The organism is Rhodococcus indonesiensis (genome assembly GCF_047782815.1).
GTDB lineage: Bacteria > Actinomycetota > Actinomycetes > Mycobacteriales > Mycobacteriaceae > Rhodococcus > Rhodococcus indonesiensis.
On the sequence record NZ_CP180630.1, the window covers coordinates 4,847,726 to 4,865,981 of the forward strand.

At 68.0% G+C, this 18,256-nt stretch carries 14 protein-coding genes; 10 read left to right on the forward strand and 4 right to left on the reverse strand.

All coding sequences use genetic code 11. From position 1 onward, the window contains the following. The first annotated feature begins 22 nt into the window (after positions 1 to 22). Positions 23 to 538, forward strand: coding sequence for a MarR family winged helix-turn-helix transcriptional regulator (locus tag ACM26Y_RS22205; protein WP_407041133.1), 516 nt, complete (start codon positions 23 to 25; stop codon positions 536 to 538). A gap of 38 nt (positions 539 to 576) precedes the next feature. Here the strand turns inward: ACM26Y_RS22205 and ACM26Y_RS22210 are convergent, their stop codons facing one another. After that, entirely contained in the window at positions 577 to 1,608 is a 1,032-nt protein-coding gene (locus ACM26Y_RS22210; protein ID WP_416061979.1) for an SDR family oxidoreductase, read from the reverse strand. 34 nt (positions 1,609 to 1,642) lie between these two features. Next, a complete protein-coding gene (locus tag ACM26Y_RS22215; protein ID WP_416063730.1) occupies positions 1,643 to 3,424 on the reverse strand; it encodes a glycoside hydrolase family 15 protein in 1,782 nt (593 codons plus the stop codon). A gap of 332 nt (positions 3,425 to 3,756) precedes the next feature. Here ACM26Y_RS22215 and ACM26Y_RS22220 point away from each other — a divergent pair, with 332 nt between their 5' ends. The 7 genes from ACM26Y_RS22220 (at position 3,757) to ACM26Y_RS22250 (ending at position 14,277) form a co-directional block, all read left to right on the forward strand. Continuing rightward, positions 3,757 to 5,550, forward strand: a complete 1,794-nt coding sequence (locus ACM26Y_RS22220) for a thiamine pyrophosphate-requiring protein (RefSeq protein WP_289379321.1) — start codon at positions 3,757 to 3,759, stop codon at positions 5,548 to 5,550. A 28-nt stretch (positions 5,551 to 5,578) separates the two neighbouring features. Then, positions 5,579 to 6,679, forward strand: coding sequence for an enolase C-terminal domain-like protein (locus ACM26Y_RS22225; protein ID WP_407041137.1), 1,101 nt, complete (start codon positions 5,579 to 5,581; stop codon positions 6,677 to 6,679). Between the two features lie 115 nt (positions 6,680 to 6,794). Next, positions 6,795 to 9,701, forward strand: coding sequence for an FAD-binding and (Fe-S)-binding domain-containing protein (locus tag ACM26Y_RS22230; protein ID WP_416063731.1), 2,907 nt, complete (start codon positions 6,795 to 6,797; stop codon positions 9,699 to 9,701). Then, positions 9,698 to 10,183, forward strand: coding sequence for an SRPBCC family protein (locus tag ACM26Y_RS22235; RefSeq protein WP_289379319.1), 486 nt, complete (start codon positions 9,698 to 9,700; stop codon positions 10,181 to 10,183). Before ACM26Y_RS22230 ends, ACM26Y_RS22235 begins: the two co-directional genes overlap by 4 nt. A gap of 10 nt (positions 10,184 to 10,193) precedes the next feature. After that, complete coding sequence (ctaD, locus tag ACM26Y_RS22240; RefSeq protein ID WP_289379318.1) at positions 10,194 to 12,002, forward strand: cytochrome c oxidase subunit I; 1,809 nt, start codon at positions 10,194 to 10,196, stop codon at positions 12,000 to 12,002. Positions 12,003 to 12,004: 2 nt separating this feature from the next. After that, positions 12,005 to 13,591, forward strand: a complete 1,587-nt coding sequence (locus ACM26Y_RS22245; protein WP_289379317.1) for a phytoene desaturase family protein — start codon at positions 12,005 to 12,007, stop codon at positions 13,589 to 13,591. A gap of 419 nt (positions 13,592 to 14,010) precedes the next feature. Beyond that, on the forward strand, positions 14,011 to 14,277 hold the full coding sequence (locus tag ACM26Y_RS22250) for a hypothetical protein (RefSeq protein WP_328517609.1): 267 nt from the start codon (positions 14,011 to 14,013) through the stop codon (positions 14,275 to 14,277). A 91-nt stretch (positions 14,278 to 14,368) separates the two neighbouring features. Here ACM26Y_RS22250 and ACM26Y_RS22255 read toward each other — a convergent pair whose 3' ends face one another. Beyond that, positions 14,369 to 14,812: a response regulator gene (locus ACM26Y_RS22255; RefSeq protein WP_289379316.1), complete on the reverse strand. Its 444-nt coding sequence runs from the start codon at positions 14,810 to 14,812 to the stop codon at positions 14,369 to 14,371. Between the two features lie 145 nt (positions 14,813 to 14,957). Between ACM26Y_RS22255 and ACM26Y_RS22260 the strand changes: the two genes are divergently transcribed. After that, positions 14,958 to 15,332 carry a DUF1330 domain-containing protein gene (locus ACM26Y_RS22260; RefSeq protein WP_289379315.1) on the forward strand — a complete coding sequence of 125 codons (375 nt, stop codon included), beginning with the start codon at positions 14,958 to 14,960 and terminating at the stop codon, positions 15,330 to 15,332. Between the two features lie 9 nt (positions 15,333 to 15,341). On the opposite strand, the gene ACM26Y_RS22265 is transcribed toward ACM26Y_RS22260, so the two are convergent. Next, positions 15,342 to 16,433 (reverse strand): hypothetical protein, encoded by a 1,092-nt coding sequence (locus ACM26Y_RS22265; RefSeq protein WP_416061980.1) that lies wholly within the window; start codon positions 16,431 to 16,433, stop codon positions 15,342 to 15,344. Positions 16,434 to 16,732: 299 nt separating this feature from the next. On the opposite strand from ACM26Y_RS22265, the gene ACM26Y_RS22270 reads away from it, so the two are divergent. Continuing rightward, positions 16,733 to 17,953, forward strand: a complete 1,221-nt coding sequence (locus tag ACM26Y_RS22270) for a glycosyltransferase (protein ID WP_416061981.1) — start codon at positions 16,733 to 16,735, stop codon at positions 17,951 to 17,953. The last annotated feature ends 303 nt before the right edge of the window (positions 17,954 to 18,256 follow it).

The window sequence follows — 18,256 nt, forward strand, 5'->3', positions numbered from 1 at the left end:
GATGCCGGGGCAGGATGGCGACATGGACCCGACGGCTCGCCCCTCGTCACAAAATCGCCGCGGTAGAAAGAAGTTCGACACTCAGGTCGACGCGGTGATGTGGGCGTCGCGCGCTCTGGTCGGGATCGCGGCGACGTCGGTGGCAGAGGTCGAGGACCGGGTGAGCATCCCGCAGTTACGCATCCTTGTATTGGTCGGAACTCGGGGACCGCTCAATCTCGCTGCCGTGGCGGAGGAATTGGAGGTCAATCCTTCCAATGCCAGCCGAGCGGTCGACCGACTGATCAAGCTGGGGTTGTTGGATCGCCGCGATTCTCCGTCCGATCGCCGCAACCTCGCGCTCACGTTGACACCCGAGGGGACAGAACTTGTCCGGACGGTGACCGAGCACCGTCGCAGTGCTATCGCCGCCGTGCTCCAGCGGTTGAGTGCGCAGGAGCGGGACAAGCTGGCGTCCGCATTCGATGCCTTCGCAACCGCTGCTGGAGAACCCACCCACGGGGATGCGCTGACGTTGCTCTGGCCGCTCGCACCATGACGGCCGGAGCGAATTCGGAGGACCGACTTCGACAGCGGTTACCGTGAAGACTCGACTCGACGGCCGACCAGTGCCGCAGTGCTGACCGCGCCTACCGCACCCAGGACCGCTCCCACTAGTCCGTGATGTCTGGACAACCACGCTTGCGCACTCGAGGTCTTGGCGCGATCGTCGAACGCCCCGTGCGCAGTGAAGTCTTTTCCGTCCGGGCCGTCCACCGGATGCCAGAGGTTGACCGGCTGATCTGGATTGCGTGGTTGGTCTGTTTGCTGGGAGTCGTATCCCGTCCGGGCCAGGTAACGATCGAGAAGGCCGGGGGCGATGGCATTGGCCGCGAGTGTGGCGGCGGTGCTGCCACCGACCCAGTATTCGCGCCGATGCGGATGGTCTGCCGCATGCAGGACCGCTCGAGCGGTCACTTCCGGCTGGTAGATCGGAGGTACGGGCTGGGCTTGGCGGGGAAGCCGCGACAGGACCCACGCGAACTGAGGGGTGTTCACTGCCGGCATCTGCACCATCGTCGCGTGTACATGGCTTCCTTCGTGCAGCAGTTCGCACCGCAGCGCTTCGTGGAAACCCTGAATGGCATGTTTGGAGCCGCAGTATGCGCTCTGCAGCGGAATCCCCCGGTAGGCGAGCGCGGAGCCGACCTGGACGATGGTCCCGCGGTCACGGGGCATCATCCTGCTGAGTGCGGCCATCGTTCCGTATACGAAACCCAGGTAGTTCACTTCCGTCACTCGTTTGAACTCGGCCGCAGAGATATCGGTGAAGGGCGCGAACACCGAGGTGAACGCCACGTTGACCCACACATCGATTCGGCCGAACTGTTCCTCGGCCGCAGCCGCGGCTGCCTCCACCGCAGCAGGGTCGGCAACATCGGTGGGCACGGCCAGTGCCTGTCCGCCTGCGGTTTCGACTTCCCGAGCGGCCGCTGCCAATCCGAGTTCACCTCGTGCCAGCAAGACCACCTTGGCGCGGCGATGTCCGAAGGAACGGGCCACTGCACGTCCTATTCCGGCGCTGGCGCCGGTGACGACGACGACTTGACCTGTAGGAGAGGTAGTCATGGGAACGGTCCTTTCCGTCACCGACCGGCTGTTCTCATCCTCGGGATCTCCAAGGACGCGCCAGTCGTTGAGCCGATTCGAGCAACAGTGCGTGGACGAAGGCCTGGGGGAGGTTGCCTCGCAGTTGCCGCTCGATGACATCGAATTCTTCTGTGAACAGCGCGGGCGAGCCGCATGCGGCGCGGTTGCGTTCGAACCAGCGCACGGCTTCGAACGAGTTGCCCTGTTGATGGTCGGCTAATGCCATGACGAACCCGCAGAGCAAGAAGGCCCCTTCCGCCTCCGCGAGTGGACGGTCGTCGTGGCGGAAGCGGTACACATAGCCGTCGCGGCCGAGTTCCGTGCGGACAGCGTCGAGTGTGTGCCGGCTCGTCGGATGGTCCGGTGGCAGGGCTCCTCGGAGGGTGGGAAGGAGCAGTGCTGCGTCGACCCGTTCGTCATCGGGAGCGCGTTGCCATCTTCCGGAGGGATGGACGCATTCGGTCACAGCGGACCTGGTCAACGTGTCGGCGAGGCTGCTCCAATGATCGCGCTGGATGCGGGGGGCGACCGCGGCAACGGCCCGCAGCCCGGCTGCACATGTCAATGTCGAATGTGTCCAGCGACGGGTGTGCAATTCCCAGATTCCGGCGTCGGGCTCTGTCCATCGCGACTCGATGGCCGCCACGGCAGCCTCCACGGCACGCCAGTGCTGTTGTTCCAAGCGGTCGCGGCGGGATGCGGCGGCGAAAAGCAACAGCGCTTCTCCGAACGTGTCGAGCTGGAATTGCTGGTTCACCCAGTTGCCGACGACGACTTTGCCCCCCGGGTATCCCGGTAGCGGCGGAGTGCTCTGAGAAGGGACCAGACCTCCGCCGACGGTGTATGCCGGCTTCAGTTGTGGGCCGTCGGCGAGAAGACGGTCGCTGACGAAGTTGATCGCGGCGTCGAGAAGAGGATGCGGGCCGTAGACCGCCGTCGCGTGACCGGCATAGCACTGGTCACGGATCCAGCAGTAACGGTAATCGTAATTGCGACCCTGAGCGGCTCGTTCGGGCAAGGCGGTCGTCGCGGCGGCCACCATGCCACCGCTGCCGCTGGTCAGGCCCGTCAGAACGGCGGTCGCGTGGCGTGCATCCCGGTCGGCGAGTGTGCCGTGGATCGGTGCTGTCGCAGCCGCCCATGCCTGCTCCGTGCGGCGCCACACGGCTTCAGCAGAGGGCGTCGCCGTGGCGAACGGGCGATCGGAGATCTCGAGCAGCAAATCATGGGTGCGGCCCGAGCGCAGTCCCAGCCGCATTTCGAAACCAGTGGCGCTCGAAGTGGCCGTGCCGGCACCCTGCCACCTCAGATGCAACGAACCGGCCCGCGCATGCCACACGCCGTCGCGGAGCGTCGGACACTCCATACCCCGGCCTTCGTAACCCACCCGGACTCGCAGTGCCACCCGCAGTCGGGCGTCGCCCTCGACGGCGACCAGGCGGCGAAGGATCACTACCGTGTGCGGATCTGCGGGCATGGCGAGAGCCTCGCGGCATTCGACGATGCCGTTGTCCACCCATCGACTGCGCCAGATCAGGGTGCCGTCCTCGTAGTAGCCACCCCATACGAACCGGGAGGTATCCGGAGCGACGACGTACGTCCCGGTTCCGCCGAGCAGAGTCGAGAACACCGGCTCGGAATGCCACAGCGGGGCGCACATCCATGCGAAATCCCCGCGCGGACCGATCAAAGCCCCTCGCTCACCATCGGCAACGAAGGAGTACTCCCGTAGCACGTGCGGGGCGACATCTGCGTCCGGTGCGACATCTGCGTCGTACCGAGGAATTGGAACCATGGACTCCGCTTCGATTCGTGAACTTGTGGGGACGGCCGACAAGAGTTGCGCGGCCGTATCACACCGTCCCTATCTTGCTACTCGCAATGGTTGTTCTTCCGCAACCTTTGTCTAGCGGTTGCCGGACTCGTGCCCGAGGACAATCATGGTCCCTAGAGGGATCAGCCACCCCGATGCGGGACTCCGAACGAACAACCCCGCGATCTCCAACCGACCACGACCACGGTGGACGGCGCAGCAGACGCACGCCTCGTGTCACCCGGATCATTTCGAACCGGGCTCGCCCACCGTCGTTCGAAATGCACACAGTGTCACCCGACAAGGAGGCACCGATGGCCAGCGCAAAGGTAGCCGACTATCTACTCGAGCGGCTGCGCTCCTGGGGCATCGAGCACGTGTTCGCCTACGCCGGTGACGGCATCAACGGAATGCTCGCCGCCTGGGGTAGAGCCGGCAACAGCCCGCAGTTCGTGCAGTCCCGGCACGAGGAGATGAGCGCCTTCGAAGCGGTCGGTTATGCGAAATTCACCGGCCGCCTCGGGGTCTGCATGGCGACGTCGGGTCCGGGCGCGATCCACCTGCTCAACGGTCTGTACGACGCCAAGCTCGACCACGTGCCCGTGGTGGCGATCGTCGGGCAGACGAACCGCACCGCGATGGGCGGGTCCTACCAGCAGGAGGTGGACCTGCTGAGCCTGTACAAGGACGTCGCGAGCGACTACGTGCAGATGGTCACCGTGCCCGAGCAGCTCCCCAATGTGCTCGACCGGGCGATCCGGGTCGCACTTACCCAACGCGCCCCCACGGCACTGATCGTGCCCGCGGACGTGCAGGAACTCGAGTACTCGCCGCCGACACACGAGTTCAAGATGGTCCCGTCGAGTCTGGGTGTGGACTGGCCCACCGTTGCGCCGGACGACGAGGCGATCGGCCGCGCCGCCGAGATCCTCAACGCCGGCGAGAAGGTGGCCCTGCTGGTGGGCAACGGGGCCCGCGGCGCCCACGAGGAGATCGAGCAGGTCGCCGACCTGCTCGGCGCCGGGGCAGCCAAGGCGTTGCTGGGCAAGGACGTGCTCTCCGACGAACTACCGTGGGTGACCGGCTCCATCGGCCTGCTGGGCACCCGGCCCAGCTACGAGATGATGCGCGAGTGCGACACTCTGCTGACGATCGGCTCGAGTTTCCCGTACACCCAATTCCTGCCCGAGTACGGCCAGGCCCGCGGGGTTCAGATCGACATCGACGGCCGGCTCGTCGGCATGCGCTACCCGAACGAGGTCAATCTGATCGCGGATGCGCGTACCGCGCTCCGAGCGCTGATTCCGAACCTGAGGCGGAAGGAGACCCGCGCCTGGCGGGAGAAGATCGAGTCCGATGTCGCGCGGTGGTGGGAAACCATGGAGATGGAGGCCGCCGTGCCGGCCGATCCCGTCAATCCGCTCAAGTTGTTCGCCGAGCTCTCCCCGCGGCTGCCCGACGACGCGATCGTCACCGCGGATTCGGGTTCGTCAGCCAACTGGTACGCCCGGCAGTTGCGTTTCCGCGGCCGGATGCGCGGGTCGTTGTCGGGCACGCTGGCGACGATGGGGCCGGGGGTGCCGTACGGCATCGGTGCCAAGTTCGGCCACCCCGACCGGCCGGTGATCGTCTTCGCCGGTGACGGTGCGATGCAGATGAACGGGATGGCCGAGCTGATCACGATCAAGCGCTACTGGGAGAGCTGGCGCGATCCCCGGTTGATCGTCGCGGTGCTGCACAACAACGACCTCAACCAGGTCACCTGGGAGATGCGGGCAATGTCCGGTGCACCGAAATTCGTCGAATCCCAAACTCTTCCGGATGTGGACTACGCGGCCTTCGCATCGAGTCTGGGTATGCAGGCGATCACCGTCACCGACCCGGACGACGTGGGCGGAGCCTGGGAGACTGCATTGTCCGCGGATCGACCCACCGTTCTCGACGTGCACACCGATCCGAACATGCCGCCCATCCCGCCGCACGCCACCTGGGAACAGTTCAAGTCGGCCACGGCCGCGGTGCTCGGCGGGGACGAGGATCGCTGGGACTTCGTCAAGGAAGGCATCCGGACCAAAGCCCAGGAATTCATGCCCCACAAGAACGGTTGACCGGGCACCCCGGAATGCGCGGCCTCCCATGAACGAACCGGTCCTGACGGCCCTGACCGCCGAGGCGTACACGATCCCCACCGACGCCCCCGAGGCGGACGGCACCCTCGCCTGGAACAGCACCACCCTGGTCCTCGCGCGCGCCCACGCCGCGGACCGCACCGGGGTGGGCTGGACGTACGGCCCCGCCATGTGCGCCTCCGTCGTCACCGACCTGCTCGCTCCCGTCGTCGTGGGGCGTCGCGCGACGGACGTGCCCAGTGTCCACGAAACCATGGTCCGTGCGCTGCGCAACGCGGGCCGTCCCGGCATCGCCGGTTGCGCCTTGTCCGCGGTCGACGTCGCGCTGTGGGATTTGAAGGCGCGGTTGCTGTCGTTGCCGCTGCACCGGTTGCTCGGCGCGGTGCGCGACGCCGTCCCCGTATACGGCAGTGGTGGATTCACCACCTACGACCGTGCACGGCTCGAACGGCAACTGTCGGACTGGACGGGCCGCGGCATCCCCCGGGTCAAGATCAAGATCGCCGAGAGCTGGGGCAGTCGGCCCGACCGCGACCTCGAGCGCATCCGGGAGGCCCGGGCGGTGGTGGGCGCCGGCACGGAACTGTTCGTCGACGCCAACGGCGGCTACGGACGCAAGCAGGCCGTCCGCATGATGGACGAGGCCGCCGAGTACGACATCCGCTGGTTCGAGGAGCCGGTGTCGTCCGACGATCTCGACGGCCTGCGGCAGGTGCGCGACGCGGTCCGCCCCGATGTCGCCGCCGGCGAATACGGCTACGACCTCCCCTATTTCCGGCGCATGTGTGCGGCGGGTGCCGTCGACTGCCTCCAGGCCGACGTTTCCCGCTGCGGCGGGATCACCGAATGGCTGCGGGTGGCGGCGGTCGCGGCGGCGCACGGCCTCGAGGTCTCGGGGCACTGCGCGCCGCATCTGCACGCGCACGTCGCCGCCGCCACCGTGAACCTGCGGCATCTCGAGTGGTTCCACGACCACGTACGCATCGAATCGACGTGCTTCGACGGCACTCTCGACCCGGCCGGCGGTGCCCTGCACCCGGACGACGGCGCCGTCGGCCACGGATTGACACCCCGCACCGCGGACCTCGATCGCTATCGGGTCCGGTGACGGGCCGGAACACGGAAAGGCGGCCACGGTGGTGACGAACACGACCGGGACGAAGACAGCAGGAACGAACGCGGCGGATGCGAGCACCGCGGGGACACACGGCACGGCTGGCGCCCTGCTGTTCGACGCACTCGCCGCAGCGCTGCGCACGCGGGTCGACGGCGAAGTCCGGTTCGACGCCGGATCGCGGGCGACGTATTCGACCGATGCGTCCAACTACCGGCAGGTCCCGATCGGTGTGGTGGTGCCCCGAACACCCGAAGCCGCGGTCGAGACGGTTGACGTCTGCCGCGAGTTCGACGTGCCGGTGTTGTCCCGCGGTGGGGGCACGAGCCTGGCCGGGCAGTGCTGCAACGTCGCGGTCGTGCTGGACTGGAGCAAGTACTGCACCCGGGTGCTCGAGGTGGACGACGAGGCCGGCACAGCGCTGGTGGAGCCGGGCGTCAAGCTCGACGACCTCAACGATGCACTGGCGCCGTCCGGCTGGATGGTCGGTCCCAAACCGTCCACGCACGTCAGCTGCACGATCGGCGGCATGATCGGCAACAACTCCTGCGGGTCGAGCGCCCAGGCGTACGGCAAGACGGTCGACTCGGTCCGCCGCCTCGAGGTGCTCACCTACGACGGGGCGCGAATGTGGGTGCAGGCCACCGAGGACGACGAGTACGACCGCATCGTGCACGAGGGAGGGCGTCGCGGCGAGATCTACCACGGTCTGCGTGCGCTGCGGGACCGTTACGCCGACGAGATCCGCGAACGGTACCCCGACATCCCGCGGAGGGTTTCCGGGTACAACCTCGATTCGCTGTTGCCGGAGAAGAACTTCGACGTCGCCCAGCTGCTCGTCGGCAGCGAGAGCACACTGGTGACGGTGCTGCGTGCCGAACTGACGCTGGTGCGCCGGCCGGCCGCCTCTGCGCTCGTGCTCCTCGGCTTCGACGACATCACCACCGCCGCCGACGCGGTGCCGCTCGTCGTGCAGCACGATCCGGCCGCGCTCGAGGGCATCGACCACCGGCTGGCCCAGCTCGAGCACAGCCGCCACCTCGCCGAGAACGCCCTGCGGCAGTTGCCGGAGGGCGCGGCCTGGTTGATGGTGCAGATGAACGGCGACAGCCGCGCCGAGGCCGACGCCAGGGCGGAGAAGATGATCGACGACGTCTGCCGCCGCACCGGCGCCCACGCGGCCGTCTTCGACGATGCCACCCACAAGAAGCAGATGTGGGCCGCCCGAGAGGCCGGCCTCGGCGCCACCGCCTACCCCGCGGGCGAGCCGGAAACCCACGAGGGGTGGGAGGACGCGGCGGTCCCCCCGGACCGGCTCGGGGACTACTTGCGTGACTTCCGGGCACTGCTCGACCGGTACGGGTACGGAACCGCCTCACTGTACGGGCATTTCGGGCAGGGCTGCGTGCACACCCGCATCCCGTTCGACCTGCGCACCGCGGACGGGATCGCGAAGTACCGTGCCTTCGCCGAGGACAGCGCCCACCTGGTCGTCGACTACGGGGGCTCGCTGTCCGGGGAGCACGGCGACGGGCAGTCCCGCGCCGAGTTGCTGCCGATCATGTTCGGCGAGCGCCTGGTCACCGCGTTCGGTGAGCTCAAGGCCCTGTTCGATCCGCGCAACCGGATGAACCCGGGCAAGGTCGTGCACCCGTTCCGGCTGGACGAGAACCTGCGCCAGGGCGCGACCTATCGCCCGCTCGAGCCGGACACCCACTTCGCCTACCCGGAGGACGGCCATCGGTTCAGTCACGCGGCGGCGCGATGTGTGGGGGTGGGCAAGTGCCGCGGCCACGAGTCCGGCGTCATGTGCCCGAGCTACCGCGCCACCGGCGAGGAGGAACACTCCACCCGCGGGCGGTCCCGGTTGCTGTTCGAGATGTTGCAGGGCGATGTGATCACCGACGGCTGGCGCTCGACCGCGGTGCGCGACGCCCTGGATCTGTGTCTGGCCTGCAAGGGCTGCCGCAGCGACTGCCCGGTCGACGTGGACATGGCCACCTACAAGGCCGAATTCCTGGCGCATCACTACGAGCACCGGCTTCGCCCGCTCGCCCACTACTCGATGGGCTGGATCCCGCTGTGGGCGCGCCTGGCCGCCATCGCCCCCGGACTCGTCAACACCCTCACCCACGCCCCGGGTCTGTCGAGCGCTCTCAAGGCCGCCGGTGGCATCGATCGCCGCCGGCCCGTGCCGCGGTTCGCCCGGCAGCGCTTCCGGGACGAGTTCACCCGCCGCACCCCGGCACAGCCGGGCGGCGAGCGCGGCACCGTCGTGCTGTGGCCGGACACGTTCACCGACAACTTCGACCCGCAGATCGCCCGCGACGCCGTAACAGTCCTCGAGGCCGCCGGCTTCGACGTCCGGATACCGGACCGCACCGCGTGCTGCGGGCTGACGTGGATCTCCACCGGCCAGCTCACCACGGCGAAACGCGTGCTGCGGCGCACCCTGAAGGTCTTGGGCCCGGACTTGCGCGCCGGTACCCCGGTCGTCGTGCTCGAACCGAGTTGCGCGGCGGTGTTCCGCGCCGACCTGCCCCAATTGCTCTACGGCGACGAGGACGCCCGGCGTCTCACCCGGCAGACCGTCACCCTCGGCGAACTGCTGCGCGAGAAGGCCCCGCACTGGCACCCCCCGCACCTGAATGCCGAGGCATTGCTCCAGCCGCACTGCCACCAGCACGCGGTCTTGAAATATGCCGCCGACCACGACGCCCTCGCGGGTGCCGGAATCGAGGTCGACATCCTCGACGCCGGATGCTGCGGCCTGGCAGGCAATTTCGGGTTCGAACGCGGACACTACGACGTGTCCGTCGCGTGCGCCGAAGACAAACTGCTGCCCGCGGTCCGCGCCGCCGACCCCGGCGCACTGATCGTCGCCGACGGATTCAGCTGCCGCACCCAACTGCGCGACCTCGAGCCCGGCAGCGCCCCCCTGCACACCGCCCAGGTCCTCGCCGCGGCGGTACACGGCACAGAACCGAACACAGGAAGAGGTAACCGACTGCCATGAGTACCATCACCGAATCCGTCGACGTGGCCGTACCGGTGTCCGTGGCCTACAACCAGTGGACCCAGTTCGAGAGTTTCCCTGAATTCATGGAAGGCGTCGAATCCGTCCAGCAGCTCGACGACACCCACCTGCTGTGGATCATCACGATCGGTCTCACCGCCCGCAATTTCCACGCCACCATCACCGAACAGCACCCGGACCAGCGCATCGCCTGGAAATCGGACGGCTTGGTCCGCCACGCCGGTGTCGTCACCTTCCACCGCATCGACGACACCCACTGCCGGGTCACCGCCCAGATGGACATCGACCCCGGCACCGTCACCGAGACCGTCGCGGACAAGACCGGGATCATCCGCCGCCGCGTCGCAGGCGACATGCAGCGCTTCAAAGACCTCGTCGAAACCCGCGGCTCCGCGACGGGTGCCTGGCGCGGCAACATCGACCCTCCGGACCGGCACTCGGCCTCGCCGCCGAACTCGTGAAGGCACCTCCATGACCCGAACCACGACCCGACCCGCCACTGCGCATCGTCCCTACCCGGCGCGCTTCCGGCGCAAAGGTGCGACGATCGTCGCGGCCGTCACCACCACCGATCCGAAGATGCTGGGTGTGTTCTACCTGAGCACCGCGTTCACCTTCTTTCTGCTCGGCGGGCTGATGGCGCTGCTCGTCCGGGGCGAGCTCGCCGTGCCGGGACTGCAGTTCCTGTCCAACGAACAGTACAATCAGCTGTTCACCATGCACGGCACGATCATGCTGCTGCTCTACGCGACCCCGATCGTGTTCGGATTCGCGAACTACATCCTGCCCCTGCAGATCGGCGCCCCCGATGTCGCGTTCCCACGCCTCAACGCCTTCAGCTACTGGGCCTACCTCTTCGGCGGGATCATCACGGTCGCGGGATTCGTCACCCCCGGCGGCGCGGCCGATTTCGGATGGACCGCCTACGCCCCGCTCAACGCCCTCGCCCACTCCCCCGGTATCGGAGCGGATCTGTGGATCATGGGTCTGGCACTGTCCGGGCTCGGCACGATCCTCGGCGCGGTCAACATGATCACGACCGTGGTGTGTCTGCGCGCGCCGGGTATGACCATGTTCCGGATGCCGATCTTCACCTGGAACATCCTCCTCACCAGCCTGCTGGTGCTGCTGGCCTTTCCGATCCTGACCGCCGCGCTCATGGGCCTGGCCGCCGATCGCCACCTGGGCGCTCACCTCTATGATCCGGCCTCCGGGGGCGCCATCCTGTGGCAGCACCTGTTCTGGTTCTTCGGACACCCCGAGGTGTACATCGTCGCGCTGCCGTTCTTCGGGATCGTCACCGAAATCCTGCCGGTCTTCTCCCGCAAGCCGGTGTTCGGTTACAAGGGACTGGTCTTCGCCACCATCTCCATCGCCGCGCTGTCGATGGCGGTATGGGCCCACCACATGTTCGCTACCGGGGCCGTACTGCTGCCGTTCTTCTCGTTCACCTCGTTCCTCATCGCGATCCCGACAGGGGTGAAGTTCTTCAACTGGATCGGCACCATGTGGAAGGGACAACTGTCCTTCGAGACGCCGATGCTGTTCTCGGTCGGATTCGTCGTCACCTTCCTGTTCGGTGGCCTCTCCGGCGTGATCCTCGCCAGTCCGTCACTCGACTTTCAGGTCCACGACACCTATTTCGTCGTAGCACACTTCCACTACGTGCTCTTCGGCACCATCGTGTTCGCCACCTACGCAGGCATCTACTTCTGGTTCCCGAAGATGACCGGGCGCATGCTCGACGAGCGGCTCGGCACATGGCACTTCTGGCTGACCTTCGCCGGTTTCCACACCACCTTCCTGGTGCAGCACTGGCTCGGCGCCGAAGGCATGCCGCGGCGCTACGCGGACTACCTGCCCTCCGACGGCTTCACCACGCTCAACACGATATCGACAATCGGTGCGTTCATGCTCGGCGCCTCGACGCTTCCATTCCTGTGGAACGTCTTCCGCAGCTACCGGTACGGGGTGCCGGTCACGGTCGACGATCCGTGGGGCTACGGCAACTCGCTCGAGTGGGCGACCACCTGCCCGCCGCCGCGGCACAACTTCTACGAGCTGCCGCGTATCCGCTCCGAGCGGCCCGCGTTCGAGCTGCACTACCCGCACATGGTCGACCGCATCCGCGCCGAAGCCCACGTGCACCCGTTTGGGGCCGGGCGTGGCACTCGCGTCGCCGAGGACACCGCACACCGCGGGGATCACTCGGCGACGTCCGGCGCGGAGCACCGCCCCGTCCCCCCGTCGTCCCGGCGCTCCGACGAGGAAAGGAGTTAGAGGTGCGGCGATTCGACGCGGTCGTGATCGGCGCCGGACCCAACGGGCTCGTCGCCGCCAATCTGCTGGCCGATGCGGGATGGAGCGTGCTCGTCCTCGAAACCGCCGACGAACCCGGTGGATCGGTGCGCAGTGCCGAACTCACCGCACCCGGCTTCCGGACCGACCTGTGCAGCGCCTTCTATCCCCTCGGTGCCGCCTCTCCAGTGATCGCCGGCCTCGAACTCGACCGGTACGGGCTGCGCTGGCGGCACGCCCCCGACGTGCTGGCACACATCCTGCCCGACGACGAAGTAGCGGTGCTGTCCCGAGATGTCGACCGCACGGCGGCCTCGGTAGGCCGGTTCGCACCGGCCGATGCGCAGGCCTGGCACGGCGAGGTCGAGCTGTGGCACCGCATCGGCGACGACCTGCTCGCGGCCCTTCTGCGGCCCTTTCCGCCGATCCGGTCGACCACGGCGCTCGTGCGCACCCTCGGGACCGCGCAGACGCTCCGGCTCGTGCGGCGGTTCCTGCTGCCGGTCCGCCGGTTCGGCCACGAGACCTTCCAGGGTCGGGGTGCGCGAATCCTGTTCGCCGGCAGCGCCGTCCACAGCGAGCTCGGCCCCGACGACGCGGGCGGCGCCATGTTCGGATGGCTGCTGACCATGCTGGGGCAGACCGTCGGGTTCCCGGTGCCCGAGGGCGGGGCCGGCCGCATCACCGATGCGCTGGTGCGCCGGCTCACCGCGTACGGCGGCACGGTGGAATGCGGCCGTGCGGTGACCGCCGTCGTCGTCCACGACGGCCGCGGAACCGGCGTGCGCGACGTGCACGGTGAGGAAATCGCGGCGACGCGCGCCGTGCTCGCCGACGTGGACGCCCCGGCGCTGTATCACCGGCTCCTCGGGGAGGAGCACCTGCCGGCCCGTCTGGTCGACGACCTGCGGCGCTTCCAGTGGGATTCCGGCACCGTCAAGATCGACTGGGCGCTGTCCGAACCGATCCCCTGGTCGAATCCCGCGGCAGCCGGTGCCGGAACGATTCATCTCGGCGCCGACATGAACGGCCTCGCGACGTACCACACCCAGGTACGCAACGGGATACTGCCGGACCGGCCGTTCCTGCTCATGGGGCAGATGACGACCGCCGACCCGAACCGCTCCCCGCAGGGCACCGAAGCGGTGTGGGCGTACACCCACGTGCCCCGCGACATCGACTGGACGAAGGACCGGCTGGAGCGTTTCGCCGAACGGATCGAGGCCACCGTCGAGCGGCACGCCCCGGGATTCGCCGGCCGGATCGTGGCCCGGGCGATCCAGAGCCCCGAGGATCTCCAGCACCACAATCCGAGCCTTGTCGGCGGGGCGATCAATCAGGGCACCGCAGCGATCCATCAGGAGCTGATCTTCCGTCCCACCCCAGGTCTGGGCCGCGCCGATACCCCGGTCGACCGTCTGTTCCTGGCCAGCGCCTCAGCTCACCCTGGTGGGGCGGTGCACGGCGCCCCGGGGGCCAACGCCGCCCGTGCCGCGCTCGCCCGCGATGGCGCATTCGGCGGGGTGTACCGCACGGTGATGCAGTCGGCGCAGCGGGTGCTATTCCGATGAGCGTGATCCGATGTTCGACATCGACGTCGCGGTGGAGTTGACGGTCATCGCACGGAGGCTCCGCACCGAGCGCGAGAGCTGGCAGAGGGACACGACGGGCGTCGGTGCGTCCGCATGCTGGGTATCGCCGGCCTCGGTAACGAGGGGAATTGCCTGATGAAGAAACTACCCTCACTGCCGTGTTCGCTGCACCGTGCAGCGCCACAGCGGCCGGGTTCCAGGCCTGTCCGCATACATCCTGCATTCGCAGGCCGACATGCCGAAAACCAACAGGAGCGGAGACGTCGAGAAGAGCGAACTGCCCTCCACCCTGCAGCGCTCCGACGAGAAGTCCAGCGCACGTTCGCCAAGACATACGACTCGGCCGACGAGGAGTAACGACGACGAATCACGCACCGCCCCGCATCGCCTGGAGCGCGGTGAAACACACCCATGAAAAGGTCTGTGACCACTGGGAGCCGAAAGGTCGCAAAGGCACTTCCGACTTGCGGGCCGAGAGCGCAGGCGGCCACGATTCGGGAGCGGCCGAGGGCGGTGTGGATGCCGATGCCACCAAGAAGCATCTCTACCAGCAGGCCCGGAAACTGGGTATCGACGGCAGATCCATTATGTCCGAGGACGAACTCGTCGAGGCCTTGTGCACAGCCAAAGACAGGGAGACCAGGAAGAGCCGGGAGAACCGGTAAACGCAGGCGGAGACACCGATGGATCGTCGCCGACCGCACAGAGGTGTCGACGTCGTCCTCGTCTGCGTCGTATCGGGACAGATTCCGGGCCTCAGCTGCCACGCGGCAGGCGCACGATGTGGAGGAAGAAGTTGTCGATCCGGCGTATCACCTCCGCGAACTGCGGGAAGTCGACCGGTTTGGTGATGTAGGCGTTGGCGTGCAGCCGATAGCTGCGCAGCAGGTCTTCCTCGGCGGCGGAGGCGGTGAGCACCACCACCGGGATGTGCCGCAGTTCGGGGTCCGCCTTGATCCGTGCGAGGACCTCCCGGCCGTCGTACCGGGGCAGATTCAGGTCGAGGAGGATCAGATCGGGCCGCGGCGCGTCGGGATAGGGGTCGCGCCGGAAGAGAAAGCTCAATGCCTGCTCACCGTCGCGTACGACGTGCAAGGTGTTGGCGAATTTGTGCTCGTCCAGGGCTTCTCGGGTCATCAACTCGTCCCCGGCGTCGTCCTCGACCAGCAGGACGACGATGGGTTCGGCAGGCTGGGTCATGTGGTGGGCTCCTGGACCAGGGGTGCATGAAACGTTCTCCGACCGTATGCGGTGCGGCAACTGCTGTACTCCGGCCGCCGCGACCGGCCGACATGCCGGGAAGCGAAGACCACGGCGTGTCCGGTGTGGTGCCAGACTCCGGAACATGGCTGTCGATCCACGCGGTGCCGACCTGAAGCGCTTTCTCACCGAGGACCCGGGCGGGCCGGTGGTGATGCTGAATCTGCTGCGGTTCGGCGCAGGTGGTCGCGAACTCTATGCCCGCTACGCCGACGCCCTCCACGAGACGTTCCTGCCGCGCTACGGCGGCGAGGTGCTCTACGCGGGCGACGGGTCGACCGCTCTCGTCGCGGAGAACGGGCAGGACTGGGACGCGGTCCTGTTGGTGCGCTACCCGTCGCGGCGTGCCTTCTCCGAAATGGTCGCCGACCCCGAATACCAGCGGGTCACGGCGTGGCGCACCGACGCGCTGCAGGAAGCCGTCCTGCAGGCGACGGTGCCCTGGCCGACGCAAACCTGACACCTGCGGTCAGTAGCGCAGCAGTGCGCCGATGCCGTCCGCGGGGGTGAGGCGCTCGTCCATCCGGAGCACGGTCGCGCCGGTGGCCACGGCCGCGAACGGCAGAGCTTCGTCGGCGCGGCAGACGCGTTCGCTCCCCGAACCCATCTCGGACAGCGCTCCTGCGTCGGCAGCCACGAGCGACGGGTCGTCGCCCACCAGCACCGTGGTGTCGTCGAGATCTCCCAGGATCAGCGTGTCGACCCGTCGTTCGCGCAGCGCCGCCGTCACCTCGGACGAACCCTCGACCGCCAGGCCGGTTCCGGCGCCGGCCCGATAGCGTTCGGCCGCGTCGTCCATTTCGACCAGGCGGCGTTGCGCGAGTTCCTCCTGGATGGACTGGCGGACCCGTTCGCGGTCGGAACCTTCGGCGCGAGAGCCGGTCTGCACCTGCACCAGAACATCGCCGGTGCGCTGAGGCACGGTCTCCGCCAGATCCGTGCGGGAGCGGACCTCGCCGATCACGAACACCGGGTCGGCGTGGTGCTCGTCGACCAACTCGGTGATGCGGTCGGCGACGGCAGCGATGTTGCGGCGCCGCTGCTCCTCGACGTTGGGTTCGGGATCCCCGTAACCGGGTGACTGGGCGCCGGCAGCCTTGTGGATCGGGTAGCCCTCTCCGGTGACCGTCTCCTCGTGGAGTACGCCGCCGTGCCGGTCGTAGACGGTCAGGTCGCCGCCCGCGTGGTCGACAGCGGCCACGAGGTAGGGCCGGCCGCTCGTGCCGTGTTCCACCAGCGGAAGCAGGTACGGCATGTCGGACACTCGCACCTCGGTGCGCAGCGGCGGGCGCACGAGCCGCTCGTGCACGAGGACCCCTTCCGGGTTTGCCACGATCGCACGGCCGCCGCTGCCGACCGCCGTCGGTGCTTCGGTCACCGCGCGCTCGACGTTGTCGAGCACGGCCTGCGGAGTCCCGAGTCGTTCGAGTTGCTCCGAGATGGAACGCCAGGTCAGTTCGGCAACCTTTGCAGCATCCTCTGTCGCATGCGAATCCTCGTAGTACACCGAGGCGAACGGGCCGGTCGCGGTGGTGAAGTCTGCGAATCGATCGGCGTGCACAGCTGCTCCTTCGTCGGTGGCCTTTCGAGTCGTGTGCCCGCGACCGACAGGAGTAAACGTGCCCGCAACGATCCGACGGTAATTCGCTCCACGCGGTTTACCTGCCGCAGAATCGGCAACCCTGCACCTGTGGCGTCCTCGGTGAACGTGCTGTCGTGGCACGTTCACGGTTTCTCGATGCCCCCGCACGTTCGGAGTCCGCACCGGTCACGGGTTCGCGGGTCGCATTCGCTGTCAGGTGGCGCGACGAGGCTGTCGGGCGACGCGACGAGCACGACGATCCGCAGAAGGGGAGGGCCATGAAGATCGCGATGGTGTCCGAGCACGCAAGCCCCTTCACGGCCCCGGGCGAGGTCGACGCCGACGGCCGGAAGGTGCACGTCGCCGAACTCTCGGCGGCGCTGGTGCGGGCGGGACACGACGTGACCGTCTACACCCGTCGCGACGACCCCGACTTTCCCGAGCGAGTTCGGACCGACGTCGGATACGAAGTGGTCCACGTCCCCGCCGGTCCGCCGGCTCCGCTGCCGGCGGACGAACTCCTCCCGCGGATGGGCGAGTTCGGCACCTTCCTCGAACGGGAATGGACGAGGGATCGCCCCGACATCGCCCACGCCCATTGCTGGATGCCGGGGATCGCGACCCAGCTCGCCGCCCGCACCGTCACGGTGCCCACGGTGCAGACCTTCCACACCCTGGGCGTGGTGGAGAGCCGGCACCGGGGCGGTGCGGAGACCGGGTCGCCGAACCGGATCCGTCTCGAGCGGCTCCTGGCGCGCGGCGCGAGCCGGGTCGCCGCCACCTGCACGGACGAGGTGTTCGAGCTCGCCGCGCTGGGCCTGCCCCGCACCCGCACGTCCGTCGTGCCCTGCGGGGTGGACCTCGCACAATTCGCGCCCACGGGACCCCAGGCTCCGGCGCGTGGGCCGGGGCGCCGCATCGTCGCTGTCGGACCGCTCGTGCCGCGTATGGGCTTCGACGTGGCGATCCGGGCTCTGGCCCTGCTCCCCGACACGGAACTGGTGATCGCCGGCGGACCGGCGGACGACGGCACCCCCGACGAGACCGCACGCCTGCGCGCCGTCGCCGGGCACCACGGCGTGCTCGACCGGGTGCAAATGACCGGACACGTGTCCCGGACGGACATGCCGGCCCTGCTGCGGTCGGCGGACGTCGTCGTATGCACGCCCTGGTACGAACCGCTCGGCCTCGTGCCGCTCGCTGCCATGGCGTGCGGCCGGCCGGTGGTCGCCACCGCGGTCGGTGGCCTGCTCGACACGGTCGTCGACGGGGTGACGGGCACGCTGGTGCCACCGCACGCGACCGACGCCGTCGCGGCAGCGGTACACACCCTGCTCACCGACCACGTCCAGCGCACCGCCTTCGGTCTCGCCGGCCACGACCGGGCGAGTACCCGCTACTCGTGGGACCGTTCCGCTGCCGACGCCGTGCGCACCTACGAGAGATGCGTCCCGGCGGATCCGCAGTCGGTGCGGTCCGTCCGCTCCGGAGCGCGCTGAAGCGTTCGGGCACGACGGGGATTCCCGGGTCTTCACAGAATCTTCACGGATTCGGCCTACAGGTACGCCGCCGAGACGTTACTGTTGCGAACGAGGTTGAGAAGCAGCCGCATTTCGTTACGTAGGCGACTGCTGCTCTCCTGCCCAGCCAGGCGTTGCTCCAGCAGTCGGAAGTGTCGACGGAGGAACAGCAATGGCCCATCTGCTCGCCATCCCGGCCGCACCCCACGGGTGCGATCTCCGAAGCGCATCACGGCAGGTGCAGCCGTGACGGTCAATGTCGTCCTGCTGCTGTTCGTGCTG

What these genes read in the sequence shown, in the direction of transcription:
- ACM26Y_RS22205 (WP_407041133.1), top strand. Translation starts at nt 23, where the DNA reads ATGGACCCGACGGCTCGCCCCTCGTCACAAAATCGCCGCGGTAGAAAG.
- ACM26Y_RS22260 (WP_289379315.1), top strand. Translation starts at nt 14,958, where the DNA reads ATGGCTGTCGATCCACGCGGTGCCGACCTGAAGCGCTTTCTCACCGAG.
- ACM26Y_RS22270 (WP_416061981.1), top strand. Translation starts at nt 16,733, where the DNA reads ATGAAGATCGCGATGGTGTCCGAGCACGCAAGCCCCTTCACGGCCCCG.
- ACM26Y_RS22210 (WP_416061979.1), bottom strand. Translation starts at nt 1,608, where the DNA reads ATGACTACCTCTCCTACAGGTCAAGTCGTCGTCGTCACCGGCGCCAGC.
- ctaD (WP_289379318.1), top strand. Translation starts at nt 10,194, where the DNA reads ATGACCCGAACCACGACCCGACCCGCCACTGCGCATCGTCCCTACCCG.
- ACM26Y_RS22225 (WP_407041137.1), top strand. Translation starts at nt 5,579, where the DNA reads ATGAACGAACCGGTCCTGACGGCCCTGACCGCCGAGGCGTACACGATC.
- ACM26Y_RS22215 (WP_416063730.1), bottom strand. Translation starts at nt 3,424, where the DNA reads ATGGTTCCAATTCCTCGGTACGACGCAGATGTCGCACCGGACGCAGAT.
- ACM26Y_RS22235 (WP_289379319.1), top strand. Translation starts at nt 9,698, where the DNA reads ATGAGTACCATCACCGAATCCGTCGACGTGGCCGTACCGGTGTCCGTG.
- ACM26Y_RS22255 (WP_289379316.1), bottom strand. Translation starts at nt 14,812, where the DNA reads ATGACCCAGCCTGCCGAACCCATCGTCGTCCTGCTGGTCGAGGACGAC.
- ACM26Y_RS22220 (WP_289379321.1), top strand. Translation starts at nt 3,757, where the DNA reads ATGGCCAGCGCAAAGGTAGCCGACTATCTACTCGAGCGGCTGCGCTCC.